Here is a 15,921-nt window from a genome sequence, read left to right as displayed (position 1 = left end):
GGGATTCGAGAAGGCCGGCTTCATGCCGGCCTTTTTCTTTGCCCTGGCTAGCCCTGCTTGTCGATTGCACCCGGCCCTGCGACGATGCCGGCGATGCCCAAGTCCAAAGAACCCTCCGACGGCAGCGCCGGCGAGCAGCGCCGCCTGCAGATGGTCGACATCGCCCGCCTGGCCGGCGTGTCGGTGTCCACCGTGTCGCGGGCCCTGAACGGCAGCGAGCTCGTCAATGCCGAGACGCGCCAGCGTGTCGCCGAGCTGGCGCGCTCCCTGAACTACTCCATCAATTTCGGTGCCCGCAACCTGCGGCTGCAGGAGAACAAGACGGTGGCCGTCGTCGTGCCCTACGACGCCAAGTCCCGCCAGCACATCTCAGATCCCTTCTTCCTGTCCATCGTCGGCTCCATCGCCGACGCACTGACCGACCGCGGCTACGACATGCTGCTGTCGCGCGTGGACGCCGAACGCCTGGACCTGGCCTCGCACTGGTTCGATTCCGGCAAGGCCATCGGCGTCATCCTCATCGGCCAGTGGCGCCACCACGACCAGCTCAACGAGATGGCCGCGCGCAAGCTGCCGCTGGTGGTCTGGGGCGGCGAGATGCCGCAGCAGCTGTATTGCAGCGTCGGTGGCGACAACGTGCTGGGCGGTGCGCTGGCGACGCGCCACCTGCTCGGCCTGGGGCGTCGGCGCATCGCCTTTTTCGGTGATGCCCGCCTGCCCGAGGTCTGGCTGCGCCAGCAGGGCTATCAGCAGGCGCTGGGTGATGCCGGACTGGTGGCGGACGCCGGGCTCGAACTGCCCGCCGCCTTCGAGCCCGGCGTCGCGACCAGCGTGATCCGCGATTTCTGCGCGGCCCGCAGCGACTTCGACGCCGTGTTCTGCTGCAGCGATGTGCTGGCCTTGCTCACCATCCAGGCCCTGCGCGCCGCAGGGCGCAGCGTGCCGGCGGACGTGGCCGTCATCGGCTACGACGACATGCCGTTGGCCGCCTACTGCGACCCGCCGTTGACCACGGTGCACCAGCCGGTGGCCGAGGCGGGCGCCGAACTCGTCGAGGCCCTGCTCGGCCAGCTGCGCGGCGAGCGTGCCGAGCCGCGCACCATGCCGGTCTATCTGAAACTGCGCCAGAGCACGCCGGACGGCGACGCCTGAACCCCTGGCCCCAGGACGGCGTCATCCCCGGCCCTCGTGCCCGGGATCGGCACGCAGAGGGTGCAGGGTCAGCGTGCGCAGCGCCAGGCCGGCCTCGGAGCACAGGTGCATCGAGGTGAGGGGCTCCCGCGGAAAGAACAGGCAGGTCATCGCGGTCAGCCCATCGTCGGCGAAGAGTTCCACCGACGTGGCGTCGACATAGAGCTGCAGATCGGCCGTCGTCGTCCTGGCCAGGCGGGGCGCCGAATGGCGGCCGGCGAATTGCGGGTGGAAGTCGACCCGGCCGGCCTGGCGCCGATCGATGAACCAGGCGTCGGTGTCGCGGTCGTAGCTGATCAAGAGTTCGTCGCCTGCCGCGCCCGCCAGCGTCAGGGCGAAGCTGCGCAAGACGGCGAAGCCGAGGCGGAGCACGAAGGCGCTGCCGGCCGCCCGCAGCCCGGCGCTGAGGGCCAGCGGCTCCTGCAGCTCGATCTCGTGCAGTTCCAGAAGCGCCGCGCCCTGCAGCGCGAGCAGTTCGCGAGCCGGCACGGACGCCACACGAGGACCCTCCTCACCCAGCCGGAGCTGCAGTTCGCGCGGCATCGTCATCGCGCTGCGCCAGGGGGCCGTCGGCACCGACGTCGCGTAGAGCCAGTTGCTCATCCAGCCGATGAAGAGGGCGCGGTCATCGACGCCCGACCAGGTGACGCCGGCGTAGTTGTCCGGGCCGAAGTCGAGCCAGCGGATCTGCGTGTCCAGCGGCGTGAAGCGGTGGCCATCGAAGTCACCCATGAAGTACAAAGTCCCGGAACCGCCGTTGGGGCCGCCGAGGGTCACGCTCACCAGCAGCACCCAGTACATCGGTCCGTCTGCGGCGCGCAGCGGAAACAGGTCGCCGCACTCCCAGACGCCGCCGGTGCCAAGCTCGTGCGCGAATTCGCTCTCCAGCGTCCAGGACTTCAGGTCGGGCGAGCTGTAGAAGCGCATGCGGTCGCCGCAGGCCAGCACGGCCAGCCAGCGCTGTGGCTCTGCCAGCCAGCAGAGCTTGGGGTCGCGGAAGTCCTTCAGCCCCGGATTGGGAAGCACCGGGTTGCCATCGAACTTGGACCAGGTGCGACCGCCATCGAGGCTCACGGCGAGGCCCTGACTCTCGTGCGAGGCGACGCCCGCCTGCGCATCGGCCGGGCGGTGGTGGGTGAACATGGCCACCAGCGGCGAGGTGCCGGCCGGACCGAGGGCCGAGCGGTTGTCGTGATCGACCACCGCGCTGCCCGAGAAGATCATGCCCAGCGCGTCCGGGGCCAGGGCGACGGGCTGTTCCTGCCAGTGCAGCAGATCAGCGCTGGTGGCATGGCCCCAGTGCATCGGCCCCCAGGTCGGGCCCTCGGGGTGGTATTGGTAGAACAGGTGGTAGACGCCTTGATGGAAGACCAGCCCGTTCGGGTCGTTCATCCAGTTCGCCGCGGGCGTGTAGTGGTAGGCAGGGCGGTATTGGGGCGTGGGGGCGCTGGCCATGGCGGTCGCGTTGAGGCGTGGATGATCGGCGGCGGCTGTGCGGTCGCCCGTGGCGTCAGAGGTCCGGCGCCCGGCAGTGCCGTTCGATGAAAGCCTGGTGCGTCGGCATCGAAGTTGCGGCCTGGCTCATCGCCAGGCGTTGGCGCTCGAGCATGGCCGCACCGTCCACGCCGCGCAGGTCCACCAGGGGGTCGTGGGCCTCGGGCCAGTTGAACTGGCCGATGTGAACGGCCAGCCAGCTGTGGTTGCCGAACAGGTCGTTGCCTTCCGACACCAGCCGGCCGCGGCGCTGGAAGTGATCGATCTTCCACTGCAGCGTGTCCGGGATGGACATGGCCGCGCAGTAGCGCCACAGCTCGCTGTCGTCGCGCTCGGTCAGCTTGTAGTGCAGGATCAGGAAGTCGCGGATGCGCTCCCACTCCTGGGTGCCGATGCGGTTGTACTCGGCCGTCGTGAGGGGATCGAAGTTGCGGTCGGGGAAGAGGGCCAGCAGTCGTGAGATGCCAGACTGCACCAGGTGCAGGCTCGTCGACTCCAGCGGTTCCATGAAGCCGCTGGCCAGGCCGAGCGCGATGACGTTGCGGTTCCAGAACTGGCGCCGCCGCCCGGTGGTGAAGCGCAGTGGCCGGGGCGTGGCCTGGGCCGATGCGTCCAGGTGGCTGAGCAGGGTCCCGGCGGCCTCGTCGTCGCCGATGAAGCGGCTGCAGTAGACATAGCCGTTGCCGGTGCGGTGCTGCAGCGGGATGCGCCACTGCCAGCCCGCGGCACGGGCCGTGGAGCGGGTGTAGGGCGTGAAGTCGCCCGCGCGGGCGCAGGGCGCGGCCACGGCGCGGTCACAGGGCAGCCAGTGGCTCCAGTCCTCGTAGCCCGTCTGCAGGGCTTCCTCGATCAGCAGGCCGCGAAAGCCGGAGCAGTCGATGAAGAGGTCGCCCGCGATGTCGCGTCCGTCGGCCAGGCGCACGTGGTCGACGAAGCCGTCCGCGGCGCGCAGCTCGACCGCGCTGATGCGGCCCTCCACGCGCTGCACGCCGCGCGCCTCGGCGACCTCGCGCAGGTAGCGCGCATAGAGCCCGGCATCGAAGTGGTAGGCGTAGTCGTAGGTGGAGCGCACGTCCCGCGGGTTGGCCTCGGGCGGCGCGAAGCGGTTCAGGCGGGCGGCAGCCCAGGCCATGGAGTGGTCGTCGAGGCTGCTGCTGCAGCTGCCTTCATGGCGGCTCTTGAGCCAGTGCTGGTGCAGCGGGGCGTAGTCGAAGGCGACACCGTGCGGGCCGAAGGGGTGGAAGTATTGCTGGCCCTGTCGCCCCCAATCCACGAACTGGATGCCGAGCTTGAAGCTGCCCTGGGTGCGGCGCATGAACTCCGCCTCGTTCAGGCCCAGGGTCTGGTTGAAGGTGCGGATGGGCGGGATGGTGGCCTCGCCAACCCCCACGGTGCCGATCTCGTCGGACTCCACCAGCGTGATGGCGCACTGTCGTGAGGCCAGGGCGGTGGCCAGAGAGGTGGCGGCCATCCAGCCGGCGGAGCCGCCGCCGACGATGACGATGTGGCGCAGCGAACGGGGATGGGGTGTCATGGCTCGGGACGCGTTGACGAGGTTGCGATGATGACGCGAGCAGTTGCCCAGAAGAAACGCCGGCCGGCGTTGCGTCGCGCAGTGCCGGCCGGAACAGAAGAGGGCGGGCGAACCCGCCGGGATCAGAAGCTGTACCGCACGTTGGCGTTGATCGTGCGCCCGTTCTCGAGTCCAGCACCGAAGATCGTGGTCGATCCGCCGATGAAGCCGCCGCCGCCGGTCGGGTAGACCTTGTTGAACAGGTTGTTGACGGTCAGGCCGCCCGAGAGACCGCCGCCGAAGTCGTAGTTGGCCGCGGCGCTGATGATGTAGTGGCCCTTGATCTTGGTCGTGTTGCTGTTGTCCGCGAACACTTCGCCCTGGCCTCGCACCGTCGCGCTCAGCGTCAGGTCGCCGATCGCGTATCGGGGCGAGATGGTGTAGCGCCACTTCGGCACCCCACCGGAAGTCTTGCCCACCTGGCTGGCGTCGCCCAGATTGGACGTCATGACTTCCTTCGAGTACACGACGTTGAAGTTCAGCGCGAAGTTGCCGATGCCGCCGGCCGTTTCCAGCTCGAGACCATCCGCCTTGTAGCCCAGCACGTTGAGCTTGGGGCCCTGGTAGTTGGGCTTGCTCGGGTCGTCCTGGCGGGTCTGGTCGTAGTCGAATTCGGTGGTGGTCGAGTGGAACAGCGTGGCCGCCAGGCCGTAGTTGCCCCAGTCGGCCACGCCGCGGTACTTCACGCCCACCTCGGACTGCTTGACCGGTGCCAGCACCGCGGCCTTGCCCCCGACCGTCAGCTGGCCCGTGGCGGCATCGATGTTGGACGAGAACAGCAGGCGGTCGGCGACGGCGCGGGTGCCCTTGCTGTAGCGAACGAAGGCGCTCAGGTCGCTGGTCAGGCGGTAGTTCGCGCCCAGCGAGTAGTTGGTGTAGTTGGTGGAGTAGTTGGCCAGGCCGCGCGGGAGGTTCGGATCGATCAGGAAGACGTTCTTCTCGGCACCGCTGATCTTGCCGTCACCGTTGACGTCGTAGGCCTGCGAGCCGCCCGCAGCGTAGTTGCCGTTGGCCTTGAAGTTCTCGCGCCGGATGCCGGCGTCCAGGTCCAGATTGCCGGAGCCGAGGTTGGCCGACAGGTAGGGGGCCGTCGTCGTGAACCGCGTGTCGATGTCGCGGGCGCAGCAGCCGCCCCACTGGTTGTTGTAGCCGGTCAGGCCTGCCGTGGTCAGTGCGGCTCCGGCGGCGTCGTAGACGTCGATGACGGCACCGTTGGCGGCCGCTTCGACCACGCGCTCGCTGATCATCCAGCGCTGCACGACGTTCTGGCGTGAATAGAACATGCCGCCCCGCAGGTCCAGGGTGCCGATGTCGGTCTTCATCTGCTTGGCGACCGAAAGGTCGTTCACCAGATTGCCCATGTCGGGCAGCTGCGTGTTGATGGCCGCGCTCTTGGAGACCAGGCCGGTGGCGAGGTTGGCAGCGGTGACGGTCGTGCCCGCCTTCGGGCCGTTGAAATACTTGGCCGTTGCACCGGCGCCGAATCCGCCCAGCAGATTGTTCAGAGTCTGGACATCCCAGAACTGCGTCTGGAAGGCACCCGAGCTGTTCGTGATGCGGAACTTGTCATCGACGGTGAAGCCGTTGGCCAGTTCGTTGTGGAACTCCAGGCCGACTGCCTTGGTCTTCACGGTGATGCCGTCGACCAGCGACGTATTCAAGCGCTCGCGTGTGACCGGGTCGATGCCAGGGACCGTGGCGTTGTAGATCGAAGCACCAGACTCGCGGGTCGCGTCGAAATTGGGCGCCTTGGCAAAGCCTCCGAAGTAGTTGCCGGACTGGCTGGCCGTCAGGAACGATTGGGGGTTGGCTGGCGCATGTTCGTCGAGCACCTTGAAGTAGGCGCGGACGTAGCCCTTGGTGCCGTTGAACTCCTTGGTGATGTTGCCCTTGAGCTGGTAGCCCAGCAGCGCATTTGAGGTGCCATGGCGGGCGCCCTCGCCCTGACGGTAGTAGCCGCCGACGTGGTAGTACAGGTCCGGCGCGAGCTTGGCGCCGTAGTCGCCGTCGACGCGGGTTTCCTTGAAATTCAGGCCCTGGGAGATGCCGATGCTGCCGCCGGTCTGCTTGCCCGTCTTGCTGATGTAGTTGATGACGGCGCCCGGGGCGTGCGAGGCGAACACCGACGACGAGCCGCCACGCAGCGTCTGGATGTGGTCGACGTTGGTGTCGAAGCGAATCCAGTAGTCGTTGTTGCCGAAGTTCATGTCGCCGAACTGCACGGTTGGCAAACCGTCTTCCTGCAACTGCACGTACTTGGAGCCGCCCGACGAGATGGGCAGGCCGCGCACCGAGATGTTGGCGTTGCCGCCGGCGCCGGAATCGGGGTTGGTGCGGATGCCGGGGATCAGCAGCAGCACTTCGGCCTCGGTGCGTGCGCCCAGCGCCTGCACCTGCTCCTGGTCGACGTCAGTCACGGAGACCGAACTGCGCATCTTGGACTTGGCAGACGAGGTGGCGGTCGTGACGACGCGTTCCAGGCCGACGACGTCGGACTTGGCGGGGTCCGTGGTCTGCGCCATCGCGGGCAGCGCGAGGGCGGCGAACGAGGTGGCCAGCAATTGGGCCAGCGGAGTGAGGGTGGGGTGGCGGGCGGACATGGACTTCACGTTGTCTCCTTCGTTGGATTGGTTTGTCGCGAGGCGCCGACCACGGTGGCGCCATTTCTCATTTGCGTCGAAGAATAGGTTCGCTGTGCAAAAAAAGCAATCGATTGCAATGCTAGGGAAAACGAGCGATGTTGGTGCGGGGCAACCGGCGAAGGTGCGCCTCGCGGGCGGCAGCAGCGCCGCTGTCGAGGGCGTGGGGCCGCGCGGGGCGGCCTCTGTTCTGCTTCGTGAGTTCTCAATGCAGACTTGGAGTCTTGAATGATTGCGGGTTTGATTCGGTAGCTTGCTCCGGGGCGTACCGCGCGCTTGTCGAGGGCCTGGGAGGCTGGGGAAAACGGGGTGGGCTGCCGTGGGAAGCTCCACGTCGGCCTGGTTTCCGAAGCTTGGGACAATCCCGAATACAAACGATTGCAAAAGCGCCCAGAATGAGTGCATTGATCGAAAATGCAGCAATCGTGAGCCGTCTTCTCGCCCCCTTCGTCGCCGCTTTCGACTCCGCCCGCCGGGCCGAGACGCTGACTGCTTTCGCGCTGGTGGGGCCGGCCTTCATCGGCTTCCTGCTCTTCCACGCCTGGCCGACCTGGCGTGCCTTCGCGATCAGCTTCACCGACTGGAACCTGCTGCGCGAGCCGCGTTTCGTGGGCCTGGCCAACTACGCCGAGTTGCTGCGGGACGGCGGCTTCTGGCAGGGCATGAAGCTCAGCGCCTGGTATGTGCTGCTGAACATCCCGCTGCAGATCGCGTTCGGCCTGTTCCTGGCCGTCGCCATGGACAGGCTGACGCGCTCGCTGTGGGTCAAGTCCGTCGTGCTGCTGCCCTATCTGCTGTCCAACGTGCTCGTCGCCATGATCTGGTTGTGGATGCTGGACCCGCTGCTGGGCTGGGCCAACGAGATGCTGGCCACGCTGGACGTCGACCGCCAGCCCTTTTTCGGCGGCGTGGACCAGGCGCTGCTGACCGTGGCCGCCGTCAACATCTGGCGCCACATGGGGCTGGTGGCGCTGCTCTTCCTGGCGGGGCTGCAGAACATCCCGCGCTCCCTCTACGAGGCGGCCGGGCTGGAGGGCGCGTCGGAATGGCAGATGTTCCGCCGCATCACGCTGCCGCTGCTGCGGCCCGTCATGGTCTTCGTGCTGGTGACCAGCGTGACCGGCTCCTTCCAGATCTTCGACACCATCGCCGTGACGACCAAGGGCGGGCCGCTGGATTCCACCCAGGTCATCGTCTACTACATCGTGCAGAACGCCTTCAGCTTCTACAAGATGGGCTATGCCTCGGCGATGTCGATGGTGCTCTGCCTCGTGATGTTGGCCTACACCGTCGTGCAGATGCGCGTCATGCGCGCCAACGAGAGCGACTTGGCATGAGCGCCCCGGGTCAACGCTGGACGCTCGGCCGCCTGCTCGCCTGGGCCGCACTGCTGGGCATGTTGTTGGTCACGCTGCTGCCGCTGTGGTTCGCGCTGAAGACGGCGCTGGTGCCGCCTCAGCAGCTCTATGACCAGTCCGCGACGCTGCTGCCGCGCGACCCGACGCTGCTGAACTTCCGTCGCGTGCTCGGCCTGCTGTCGCCGGAGCAGAGTCTGGCGGTCGGCGGCTCCGGGGCCGAGATCAATTTCCTGCGGGCTCTCGTCAACTCGGTGCTGTTCACGGTCGTCATCGTGGTGCTGCAGGTCGGCTGCGCGGCGATGGCGGCCTATGCTTTTGCGCGGCTGCGCTTCCCGGGCCGCAACCTGCTGTTCGCCCTCTTCGTCGGCACGATGATGGTGCCGGGCGTCGTCACCTTCATCCCCAACTTCATCCTCATCAAGGAGCTGGGTTGGCTCGACACCTTCGTCGGCATGGTGGCGCCCTTCTGCCTGATGCAGGGCTTCTCGGTGTTCTTCCTGCGCCAGTTCTTCCTCGCCATCCCGCGCGACATCGAGGAGGCGGCCTTGCTGGAAGGCGCCTCGCACGCCTACATCTTTGCCCGCGTCGTGCTGCCGCTGTCGTCCTCGGCCCTGGCCACCATCGCCATGCTGACCGGCATCAACCTCTGGAACGAGTTCTTCTGGCCCTACCTCGTCGCCAAGGACGAGGCCCACCAGGTGCTGACCGTGGCCCTGCAGACCTTCAAGTCGCAGACGCCCCAGGGCCAGCCGGACTGGACCGGCCTGATGGCGGCCACCGTCGTCGCGCTGCTGCCGGTGCTGCTGCTGCTGGCGGTGTTCGGCCGGCGCGTCATCGAGTCGGTGCAGCACAGCGGAGGCAAGTGACGATGAAGCGACTCATTGCCGCAAGCCTGGCTCTGGCCTGTCTGGTCGCCTCATCGCTGGCTCAGGCCGTCGAGGTGCGCTACATGCTGTGGGACTCCGACCAGCAGCCCGCCTACCGCCAGTGCGCCCAGCGCTTCGAGCAGCAGCACCCCGGCATCACCATCAAGTTCCAGCAGGCCGGCTGGGCGGACTACTGGACGGCCCTGTCCACCGGCTTCATCGCCGGCACCGCGCCCGACGTCTTCGTCAACCATCTGGCCAAGTTCCCCGAGCTGATGAAGAACGGCCAGCTGCTGGACCTCGCGCCCTATCTGAAGCGCGAGCCCTTGGATCCCGAGTCCTATGTGCCGGGCGCCTTCAACATCTGGGGCCGGTCCGGCGGCCAGTATGGCCTGCCCAAGGACTGGGACATGGTGGCCCTGGCCGTCAACCTGGAGATGGCCGAACGGGCCGGCGTCACGCGCGAGGAGCTCTGGTCCATGACCTGGAACCCGGTGGACGGGGGCAGCTTCGAGCGCATCGCCCGCCGCCTCTCGCGCGACCGCGACGGCCGTTCGGCGGCAGACCCCGGCTTCGACCGCCGCCGCGTCAAGGTCTACGGCTTCCAGACCCCCGGCCCCGGCGGCGCGCTGGGCCAGACCGAGTGGAGCCATTTCGCCGCGTCCACCGGCTTCACGCTGCAGGACCAGCCATGGTCGCCGCGCCTGCACTACGACGACCCGCGCCTGGCCCAGACCATCGGCTACATCGCCAGCCTGCCGGCCAAGGGCGTGTCGGCGCCCTTCGAGCTGACCCGCTCGCTGGGCTCGGCCGCCATGTTCATCGCCGGCAAGGCGGCCATGGTGCCCGAGGGCTCCTGGATGATCGCCAACTTCGCTCGCAACGCGCGCTTCCGCCATGCCTGGGTGCCGCTGCCGGTGGGGCCCATCGGCAAGCGGGCCAGCATGATGAACGGCCTGGGCGACTCCGTCTGGGCCGGCTCCAAGGTCAAGGAAGAGGCGTGGCAGTGGGTGCGATTCATGGCCACGCCGACGTGTCAGCGCCTGGTGGCCGAGGCCGGCGTCACCTACCCGGCGCTGAAGGGCATGGCCGAGCTGGCCGTGCAGGCCCAGGCCAGGCGCGGCGTGGACAGCGCGGCCTTCCTGGCCATGAGCCACGAGCGCAACTTCCCAATGCCCATCGCCGACCATGGCGCCGAGATCTACGACTGGGTGGGCACGGCCATCGAGGGCGTGCTGATCGGCAAGGTCGACGCCGCCACCGCCCTGCGCAGGGTGGACGCCCGCGTGCAGCGCCTGCTGCAACCCTGAACGCCCAACGAAAGCCCCCATGGCCGGCATCGAACTCAGCTCCGTCTGCAAGACCTACGCCGGCGGCGTGCCCGTCATCCGCAACGTCGACCTGCACATCCGCGACGGCGAGTTCTGCGTCTTCGTCGGCCCCAGCGGCTGCGGCAAGTCCACGCTGCTGCGCATGGTGGCGGGCCTGGAGGAGATCAGCGCCGGCGAGCTGCGCATCGGCGGCCAGCGCATGAACGACACGCCGCCCGCCAAGCGCGGCGTGGCCATGGTGTTCCAGAGCTATGCGCTGTTCCCGCACCTGAGCGTCGAGGAGAACCTGGGCTTCGGCCTGAGCCTGGCCGGGGTCGACAAGGCCACCATCCGCGCCAAGGTCCAAGGCGTGGCCGCCAAGCTGCAGCTGCAGGCCCTGCTGGACCGCAAGCCCAAGGCCCTGTCCGGCGGCCAGCGCCAGCGCGTGGCCATCGGGCGCGCCATCATGCGCGAGCCCGGCGTCTTCCTGTTCGACGAACCGCTGTCCAACCTCGACGCCGCGCTGCGCGTGCAGACCCGCTTCGAGATCGCCAAGATCCACCGCGACTTCGGCCGCGCCAGCACCATCTACGTGACGCACGACCAGGTCGAGGCCATGACGCTGGCCGACCGCATCCTGCTGCTCAACGCCGGCGAGGCCGTCGCCCGCGAGGGCAGCGTGGCCCAGTGCGGCTCGCCGCTGGAGCTCTACCACCGGCCGCGCAACCTCTTCGTGGCCGGCTTCATCGGTTCGCCCCGGATGAACTTCCTGCCGGCCACGCTGGTGGAAGGGCGCGGCGACGGCGCCCGCGTGCGCCTGGCCACGGGCGAGCTGCTGGAGGTGGCCGTCGATGCTGCCGCCTTGCCCGCCGGTGCGCCCGTCACCGTGGGCGTGCGGCCCGAGCATGCCGAGCCCGGCACGGCCAGCCAGCACATCGTCCGCGAGGTGCGCTGGCAGGAGCGCCTGGGCGAGTCCACCTACCTCTACCTCGACGGCGAGCTGACCGTGAAGGCACCCGGCCAGGCCCATGCCGATGCCGGCCAGCGCATCGCCGTCACGCTGCCGGCCACGGCCCTGCACCTGTTTGACGGACAGGGGCTGGCCCTGCCACGCTGCATCCCCGCGCCCGACCTGCGCCTGCCCGAAGCCGCCTGAACCCATGAGTACCGACTTCCTGTTTCTTCACGGCCGCCGCAGCAGCCTTGTCCTCGAACTGCCACCCGGCGAGGCGCCGCTGTGGCGCTACTGGGGCCCGCGCCTGCCCGACGGCATCGACCCCGGCGCGGCGCTGCGCGAGGCGCGGCCGCTGCCGTCCTTCATGCTGGACGTCGACCAGCCGCTGACGGTGGCGCCCACCTTCGGCGTCGGCTGGTTCGGCCAGAGCGCGCTGCTGGCCCACCGCGGCGGGCGCGACTTCGCCCAGGCCTTCACGCGCTGCGAGGTCGAGTGGACGGAGCCCGGCCGCGCCGTCGTGCTGCAGCTGACCGACACGGTCGCCCAACTGCGCCTGGACCTGCAGCTGCGCCTGGACGAGGCCAGCGACGTGCTCGTCGCACGATCGACGCTGACCAACCTCGGCGCCAGCGAACTCGACGTGCAATGGCTGGCAGCCGCCACGCTGCCGCTGCCGGGCGATGCCGAGCAGGTGCGCTTCTACGCCGGCCAGCACATGCACGAGTTCCTGCTGCAGACCGAGGCGCTGACGCGCTCGCTGTGGCGGCGTGAGAGCCGGCGCGGCCGCACGACGCAGGACTGCTTCCCCGGTGCCGTCGTCACGGCGCCCGGTGCCACCACCCATGCCGGCCTGGTCTATGGTGCCCACCTGGCCTGGTCGGGCAACCATGCCCAGACCATCGAATGGCTGAACGACGGCCAGTACCAGTGGCAGTTCGGCGAATGGCTGGCGCCCGGCGAGCTGCGCCTGGCGCCCGGTGCCACGGTGACGACGCCCGAGCTGGTCGCCAGCTGCTCCACCGAAGGCCTGAACGGCCTGGCCGCCAACTTCCACGCCGAACTGCGTGCCCGGCTGCCCTGGCATGGCGGCGCGATGAGGCCGCGGCCCGTGCATCTCAACACCTGGGAGGGCTTCTACTTCGACATCCAGCCGGAGAAGGTGAAGGAACTCGCCACCGCCGCCGCCGGCCTGGGGGTGGAGCGCTTCGTGCTGGACGACGGCTGGTTCAACGCCCGCCACCACGACCGCGCCGGCCTGGGCGACTGGTGGCCCGACGCGACCAAGTTCCCGCAAGGCCTGGGCGAGCTGGTCGCCCACGTGAACGGGCTGGGCATGGAGTTCGGCCTGTGGGTCGAGCCCGAGATGGTCAACCCCGACAGCGAGCTGTTCCGCGCCCATCCCGACTGGGCCCTGCAGCTCGCCGGCCGGCCGCTGATCACCGCACGCAACCAGCTGGTGCTGGACATCTCGCGGCCCGAGGTGTCGGACCACCTGTTCCGCAAGATCGCCGCGCTGCTGGCGGCTCACCCCATCGCCTACCTGAAGTGGGACCACAACCGCGACCTGACCACCGCCGGCCTGGCCGACGGCAGCGCCGGCTACCGGGCCCAGGTGGACGCCGCCTACGCGTTGATGGACCGGCTGCGCGCCGCCCATCCCGCGGTCGAGATCGAGAGCTGCTCGGGCGGAGGCGGGCGCATCGACTTCGGCGTGCTGCGCCACAGCCACCGCGTCTGGACCAGCGACTGCATCGACGCGCTGTCGCGCGTGGCCATGCAGCGCGGCTTCCTGCAGTTCTTCCCGCCCGAGATCATGGGCGCCCACATCGGCACTTCGCCGGCCCACACGACCGGCCGCACGCAGAGCATGGCCTTCCGCGCCGCCGTCGCGCTGCCGGGCCACCTCGGCGTCGAGCTGGACGCGCGTCTCTTCGACGACGCCACGCGCACCGAGGTGTCGCAGTGGATCGCGCTCTACAAGCGCTGGCGCGAGCGCCTGCACCACGGCCGCGTATGGCTGGGCGAGGCTGGCGACGGGCTGGTGTGGCAGGCCCATGGCGACGAGGCGGCCGATGAGCTGCTGCTGATGGTCTACCGCACCGAGCCGAGCAGCTTCAAGTACAACCCCGCCGCCCGCCTGCCCATGCTGGACGCCGGCGCCCGCTACCGCGTCACGCGCGTGCGCCAGGCACCGCCCACCGGCCACGACGGTTTCGGCCCTTCGGCGCCTTTCTTCGACGCGCTGGAGCAGGGCGTCGAGCTCGACGGCGCCTGGCTGGCCCAGGCCGGCCTGCCGCTGCCGCGCTCGGTCGCCGAGACCTGCTTCGTCGTGCACCTGGAACGGCTATGAGCTTCGACCCCGCCGAGCATTCCCACCGCCGCCGCAACCCGCTGACTGGCCAGTGGGTGCTCGTCTCGCCCCATCGCGCCAAGCGGCCCTGGCAGGGGCGGGAAGAGGCCCGCTCGGACGTCCAGCTGCCGCGCCATGACCCGGCCTGCTACCTCTGTGCCGGCAACACCCGCGTCAATGGCCAAGTCAACCCGGACTACCGTGGCACCTTCGTCTTCACGAACGACCATGCGGCGCTGATGCCCGAGGTGCCCGAGGCGCCGGCCGGCGACGCACTGTTGCAGACCCAGGCCGCGCGCGGCACCAGCCGCGTCATCTGCTTCTCGCCCGACCACTCGCGCACCCTGCCCGAGCTGTCGCAGGCCGAGATCGTCGCCGTCGTCGACACCTGGTGCGCCCAGAGCTCCGAGCTCGGCCGCGACCACGCCTGGGTGCAGGTGTTCGAGAACAAGGGCGAGATCATGGGCTGCTCCCAGCCCCATCCGCACGGTCAGATCTGGGCCACCGGCTTCCTGCCCAACGAGGCGGCCACCGAGGACGTCCACCAGCGCGGCTATTTCGCCGCCGAGGGGCGCCCGCTGTTGCTCGACGTGGCCGAGCGCGAGGCCGGCGGCGAGCGCGTGGTGGTGCAGAACGAGGACTGGCTGGCGGTGGTGCCCTTCTGGGCCACCTGGCCCTTCGAGACCCTGTTGCTGCCGCGCTTCGCCGTGCAGTGCCTGCCGCAGCTCACGCCGGCGCAGCGCACCAGCCTCGCCGATGCGCTCAAGCGCCTGACCTCGCGCTACGACAACCTGTTCCGCTGCGCCTTCCCGTACTCGATGGGCTGGCACGGCGCACCCTTCGACACCGGCGATGCACGACCCTGGCAGTTGCACGCCCACTTCTACCCGCCGCTGCTGCGCTCGGCCACGGTGCGCAAGTTCATGGTCGGCTTCGAGATGCTGGCCGAGGCCCAGCGCGACCTGACGCCCGAGCAGGCGGCCGAGCGGCTGCGGGCTGTCAGCGATGTCCACTATCGGGAGCTGGCATGACACCCCGCGAACGCGCGGACGAGGCCTTCCGTGCCGCCTTTGGCGTCGAGCCCACGCTGCGCGTGCAGGCGCCGGGTCGGGTCAACCTGATCGGCGAGCACACCGACTACAACGATGGCTTCGTGCTGCCCTGCGCCATCGATTTCGGCACCCGCATCGCCGCGCGGCCGCGCAAGGACGACCAGGTGCAGATCGTCGCGGCCGACTATGACGGCGCCATCGACCGCTTCCGCATCGGCACGGCCATCCCGCACCGCGAGGACGCCGCCTGGGCCAACTACGCCCGTGGCATGGTGCAGATGCTGGCAGCCCGCGGCCTGCCGCTGCGCGGGGCCGACCTCGCCGTGGCCGGCGACGTGCCGCAGGGGGCAGGCCTGTCCTCGTCGGCCTCCTTCGAGGTGGCCGTCGGCCAGGCTTTCAAGTCGCTGCACGGCCTGGACCTCGACCCGACGACGCTGGCTTTGACCGCCCAGCGCGCCGAGAACGAATTCGTCGGCTGCAACTGCGGCATCATGGACCAGCTCATCTCCGCCCGCGGCGAGGCCGGCCACGCACTGCTGATCGACTGCCGCAGCCTGGCCGCCGTTTCCGTGCCGCTGCCGCCCGATCTGGCCGTCATGATCGTGCACTCGCGCGTCCAGCGCGGCTTGGTGGAGAGCGAATACAACACCCGCCGCCGCCAGTGCGAGGCCGCCGCGCGGCACTACGGCGTGGCGGCGCTGCGGGACGTCGACCTGCAGCGGCTGCAAGCCGGCGCCGCGGGCCTGGACGACGTGGTCTACCGTCGCGCCCGGCATATCGTCACCGAGAACGCCCGCACCCAGGCGGCGGCCCAGGCCCTGGCCGCCGGCGACCTGACGGCGCTGGGCCGGCTGATGGCGGCCTCGCACGTGTCCATGCGCGACGATTTCGAGATCACCGTGCCCGCCGTCGACCGGCTCGTCGAGATCCTGCAGCAGGCCATCGGCCCGGAGGGTGGGGCGCGCATGACGGGCGGCGGCTTCGGTGGTTGCGTGGTGGGCCTGATGCCCAGCGGGCGCGTCGGCGCGGCGCGGGCGGCGGTCGAGGCCGGCTACCGCTCGCCCGGTGGCGAAGCGCCCACCGTCTGGGTCTGTCGGGCCAGTGCCGGCGCCGGCGCGTGCTGAGCTCGCGCG

11 protein-coding genes are annotated in these 15,921 nt (G+C 69.3%); 8 read left to right on the top strand and 3 right to left on the bottom strand.

The window, feature by feature from the left end:
- The first annotated feature begins 93 nt into the window (after positions 1 to 93).
- A complete protein-coding gene (locus tag AC3WOE_RS16905; RefSeq protein ID WP_492692025.1) occupies positions 94 to 1,152 on the top strand; it encodes a LacI family DNA-binding transcriptional regulator in 1,059 nt (352 codons plus the stop codon).
- 21 nt (positions 1,153 to 1,173) lie between these two features.
- Here AC3WOE_RS16905 and AC3WOE_RS16900 read toward each other — a convergent pair whose 3' ends face one another.
- From AC3WOE_RS16900 to AC3WOE_RS16890, 3 genes are all read right to left on the bottom strand, one after another.
- Entirely contained in the window at positions 1,174 to 2,646 is a 1,473-nt protein-coding gene (locus tag AC3WOE_RS16900; RefSeq protein WP_492692023.1) for a glycoside hydrolase family 32 protein, read from the bottom strand.
- A gap of 55 nt (positions 2,647 to 2,701) precedes the next feature.
- On the bottom strand, positions 2,702 to 4,219 hold the full coding sequence (locus AC3WOE_RS16895; protein ID WP_492692021.1) for a tryptophan halogenase family protein: 1,518 nt from the start codon (positions 4,217 to 4,219) through the stop codon (positions 2,702 to 2,704).
- A 122-nt stretch (positions 4,220 to 4,341) separates the two neighbouring features.
- A complete protein-coding gene (locus AC3WOE_RS16890; protein ID WP_492692121.1) occupies positions 4,342 to 6,858 on the bottom strand; it encodes a TonB-dependent receptor domain-containing protein in 2,517 nt (838 codons plus the stop codon).
- 464 nt (positions 6,859 to 7,322) lie between these two features.
- Here AC3WOE_RS16890 and AC3WOE_RS16885 point away from each other — a divergent pair, with 464 nt between their 5' ends.
- The 7 genes from AC3WOE_RS16885 to galK are packed head-to-tail and all read left to right on the top strand — an operon-like array spanning position 7,323 to position 15,912.
- On the top strand, positions 7,323 to 8,234 hold the full coding sequence (locus AC3WOE_RS16885; protein ID WP_492692019.1) for a carbohydrate ABC transporter permease: 912 nt from the start codon (positions 7,323 to 7,325) through the stop codon (positions 8,232 to 8,234).
- Positions 8,231 to 9,121, top strand: coding sequence for a carbohydrate ABC transporter permease (locus tag AC3WOE_RS16880; RefSeq protein ID WP_492692018.1), 891 nt, complete (start codon positions 8,231 to 8,233; stop codon positions 9,119 to 9,121). Before AC3WOE_RS16885 ends, AC3WOE_RS16880 begins: the two co-directional genes overlap by 4 nt.
- Positions 9,122 to 9,123: 2 nt before the next feature.
- Positions 9,124 to 10,431, top strand: coding sequence for an ABC transporter substrate-binding protein (locus tag AC3WOE_RS16875; RefSeq protein ID WP_492692017.1), 1,308 nt, complete (start codon positions 9,124 to 9,126; stop codon positions 10,429 to 10,431).
- Positions 10,432 to 10,450: 19 nt separating this feature from the next.
- Positions 10,451 to 11,587, top strand: a complete 1,137-nt coding sequence (locus AC3WOE_RS16870; RefSeq protein ID WP_492692016.1) for an ABC transporter ATP-binding protein — start codon at positions 10,451 to 10,453, stop codon at positions 11,585 to 11,587.
- Between the two features lie 4 nt (positions 11,588 to 11,591).
- The gene (locus AC3WOE_RS16865) at positions 11,592 to 13,736 is read left to right on the top strand and encodes an alpha-galactosidase (protein ID WP_492692014.1); all 2,145 of its coding nucleotides are present in this window, start codon (positions 11,592 to 11,594) and stop codon (positions 13,734 to 13,736) included.
- On the top strand, positions 13,733 to 14,767 hold the full coding sequence (locus AC3WOE_RS16860) for a UDP-glucose--hexose-1-phosphate uridylyltransferase (RefSeq protein ID WP_492692013.1): 1,035 nt from the start codon (positions 13,733 to 13,735) through the stop codon (positions 14,765 to 14,767). The genes AC3WOE_RS16865 and AC3WOE_RS16860 overlap by 4 nt, the downstream gene beginning before the upstream one ends.
- Positions 14,764 to 15,912 (top strand): galactokinase, encoded by a 1,149-nt coding sequence (gene galK, locus AC3WOE_RS16855; RefSeq protein ID WP_492692012.1) that lies wholly within the window; start codon positions 14,764 to 14,766, stop codon positions 15,910 to 15,912. The genes AC3WOE_RS16860 and galK overlap by 4 nt, the downstream gene beginning before the upstream one ends.
- Positions 15,913 to 15,921 lie beyond the last annotated feature (9 nt).

The sequence above is a fragment of the Roseateles sp. FW305-36 genome (assembly GCF_058787015.1).
This window is presented reverse-complemented; position numbering and strand designations above follow the sequence as displayed.

What these genes read in the sequence shown, in the direction of transcription:
- AC3WOE_RS16905 (WP_492692025.1), top strand. Translation starts at nt 94, where the DNA reads ATGCCCAAGTCCAAAGAACCCTCCGACGGCAGCGCCGGCGAGCAGCGC.
- AC3WOE_RS16900 (WP_492692023.1), bottom strand. Translation starts at nt 2,646, where the DNA reads ATGGCCAGCGCCCCCACGCCCCAATACCGCCCTGCCTACCACTACACG.
- AC3WOE_RS16895 (WP_492692021.1), bottom strand. Translation starts at nt 4,219, where the DNA reads ATGACACCCCATCCCCGTTCGCTGCGCCACATCGTCATCGTCGGCGGC.
- AC3WOE_RS16890 (WP_492692121.1), bottom strand. Translation starts at nt 6,858, where the DNA reads ATGTCCGCCCGCCACCCCACCCTCACTCCGCTGGCCCAATTGCTGGCC.
- AC3WOE_RS16880 (WP_492692018.1), top strand. Translation starts at nt 8,231, where the DNA reads ATGAGCGCCCCGGGTCAACGCTGGACGCTCGGCCGCCTGCTCGCCTGG.
- AC3WOE_RS16875 (WP_492692017.1), top strand. Translation starts at nt 9,124, where the DNA reads ATGAAGCGACTCATTGCCGCAAGCCTGGCTCTGGCCTGTCTGGTCGCC.
- AC3WOE_RS16870 (WP_492692016.1), top strand. Translation starts at nt 10,451, where the DNA reads ATGGCCGGCATCGAACTCAGCTCCGTCTGCAAGACCTACGCCGGCGGC.
- AC3WOE_RS16865 (WP_492692014.1), top strand. Translation starts at nt 11,592, where the DNA reads ATGAGTACCGACTTCCTGTTTCTTCACGGCCGCCGCAGCAGCCTTGTC.
- AC3WOE_RS16860 (WP_492692013.1), top strand. Translation starts at nt 13,733, where the DNA reads ATGAGCTTCGACCCCGCCGAGCATTCCCACCGCCGCCGCAACCCGCTG.
- galK (WP_492692012.1), top strand. Translation starts at nt 14,764, where the DNA reads ATGACACCCCGCGAACGCGCGGACGAGGCCTTCCGTGCCGCCTTTGGC.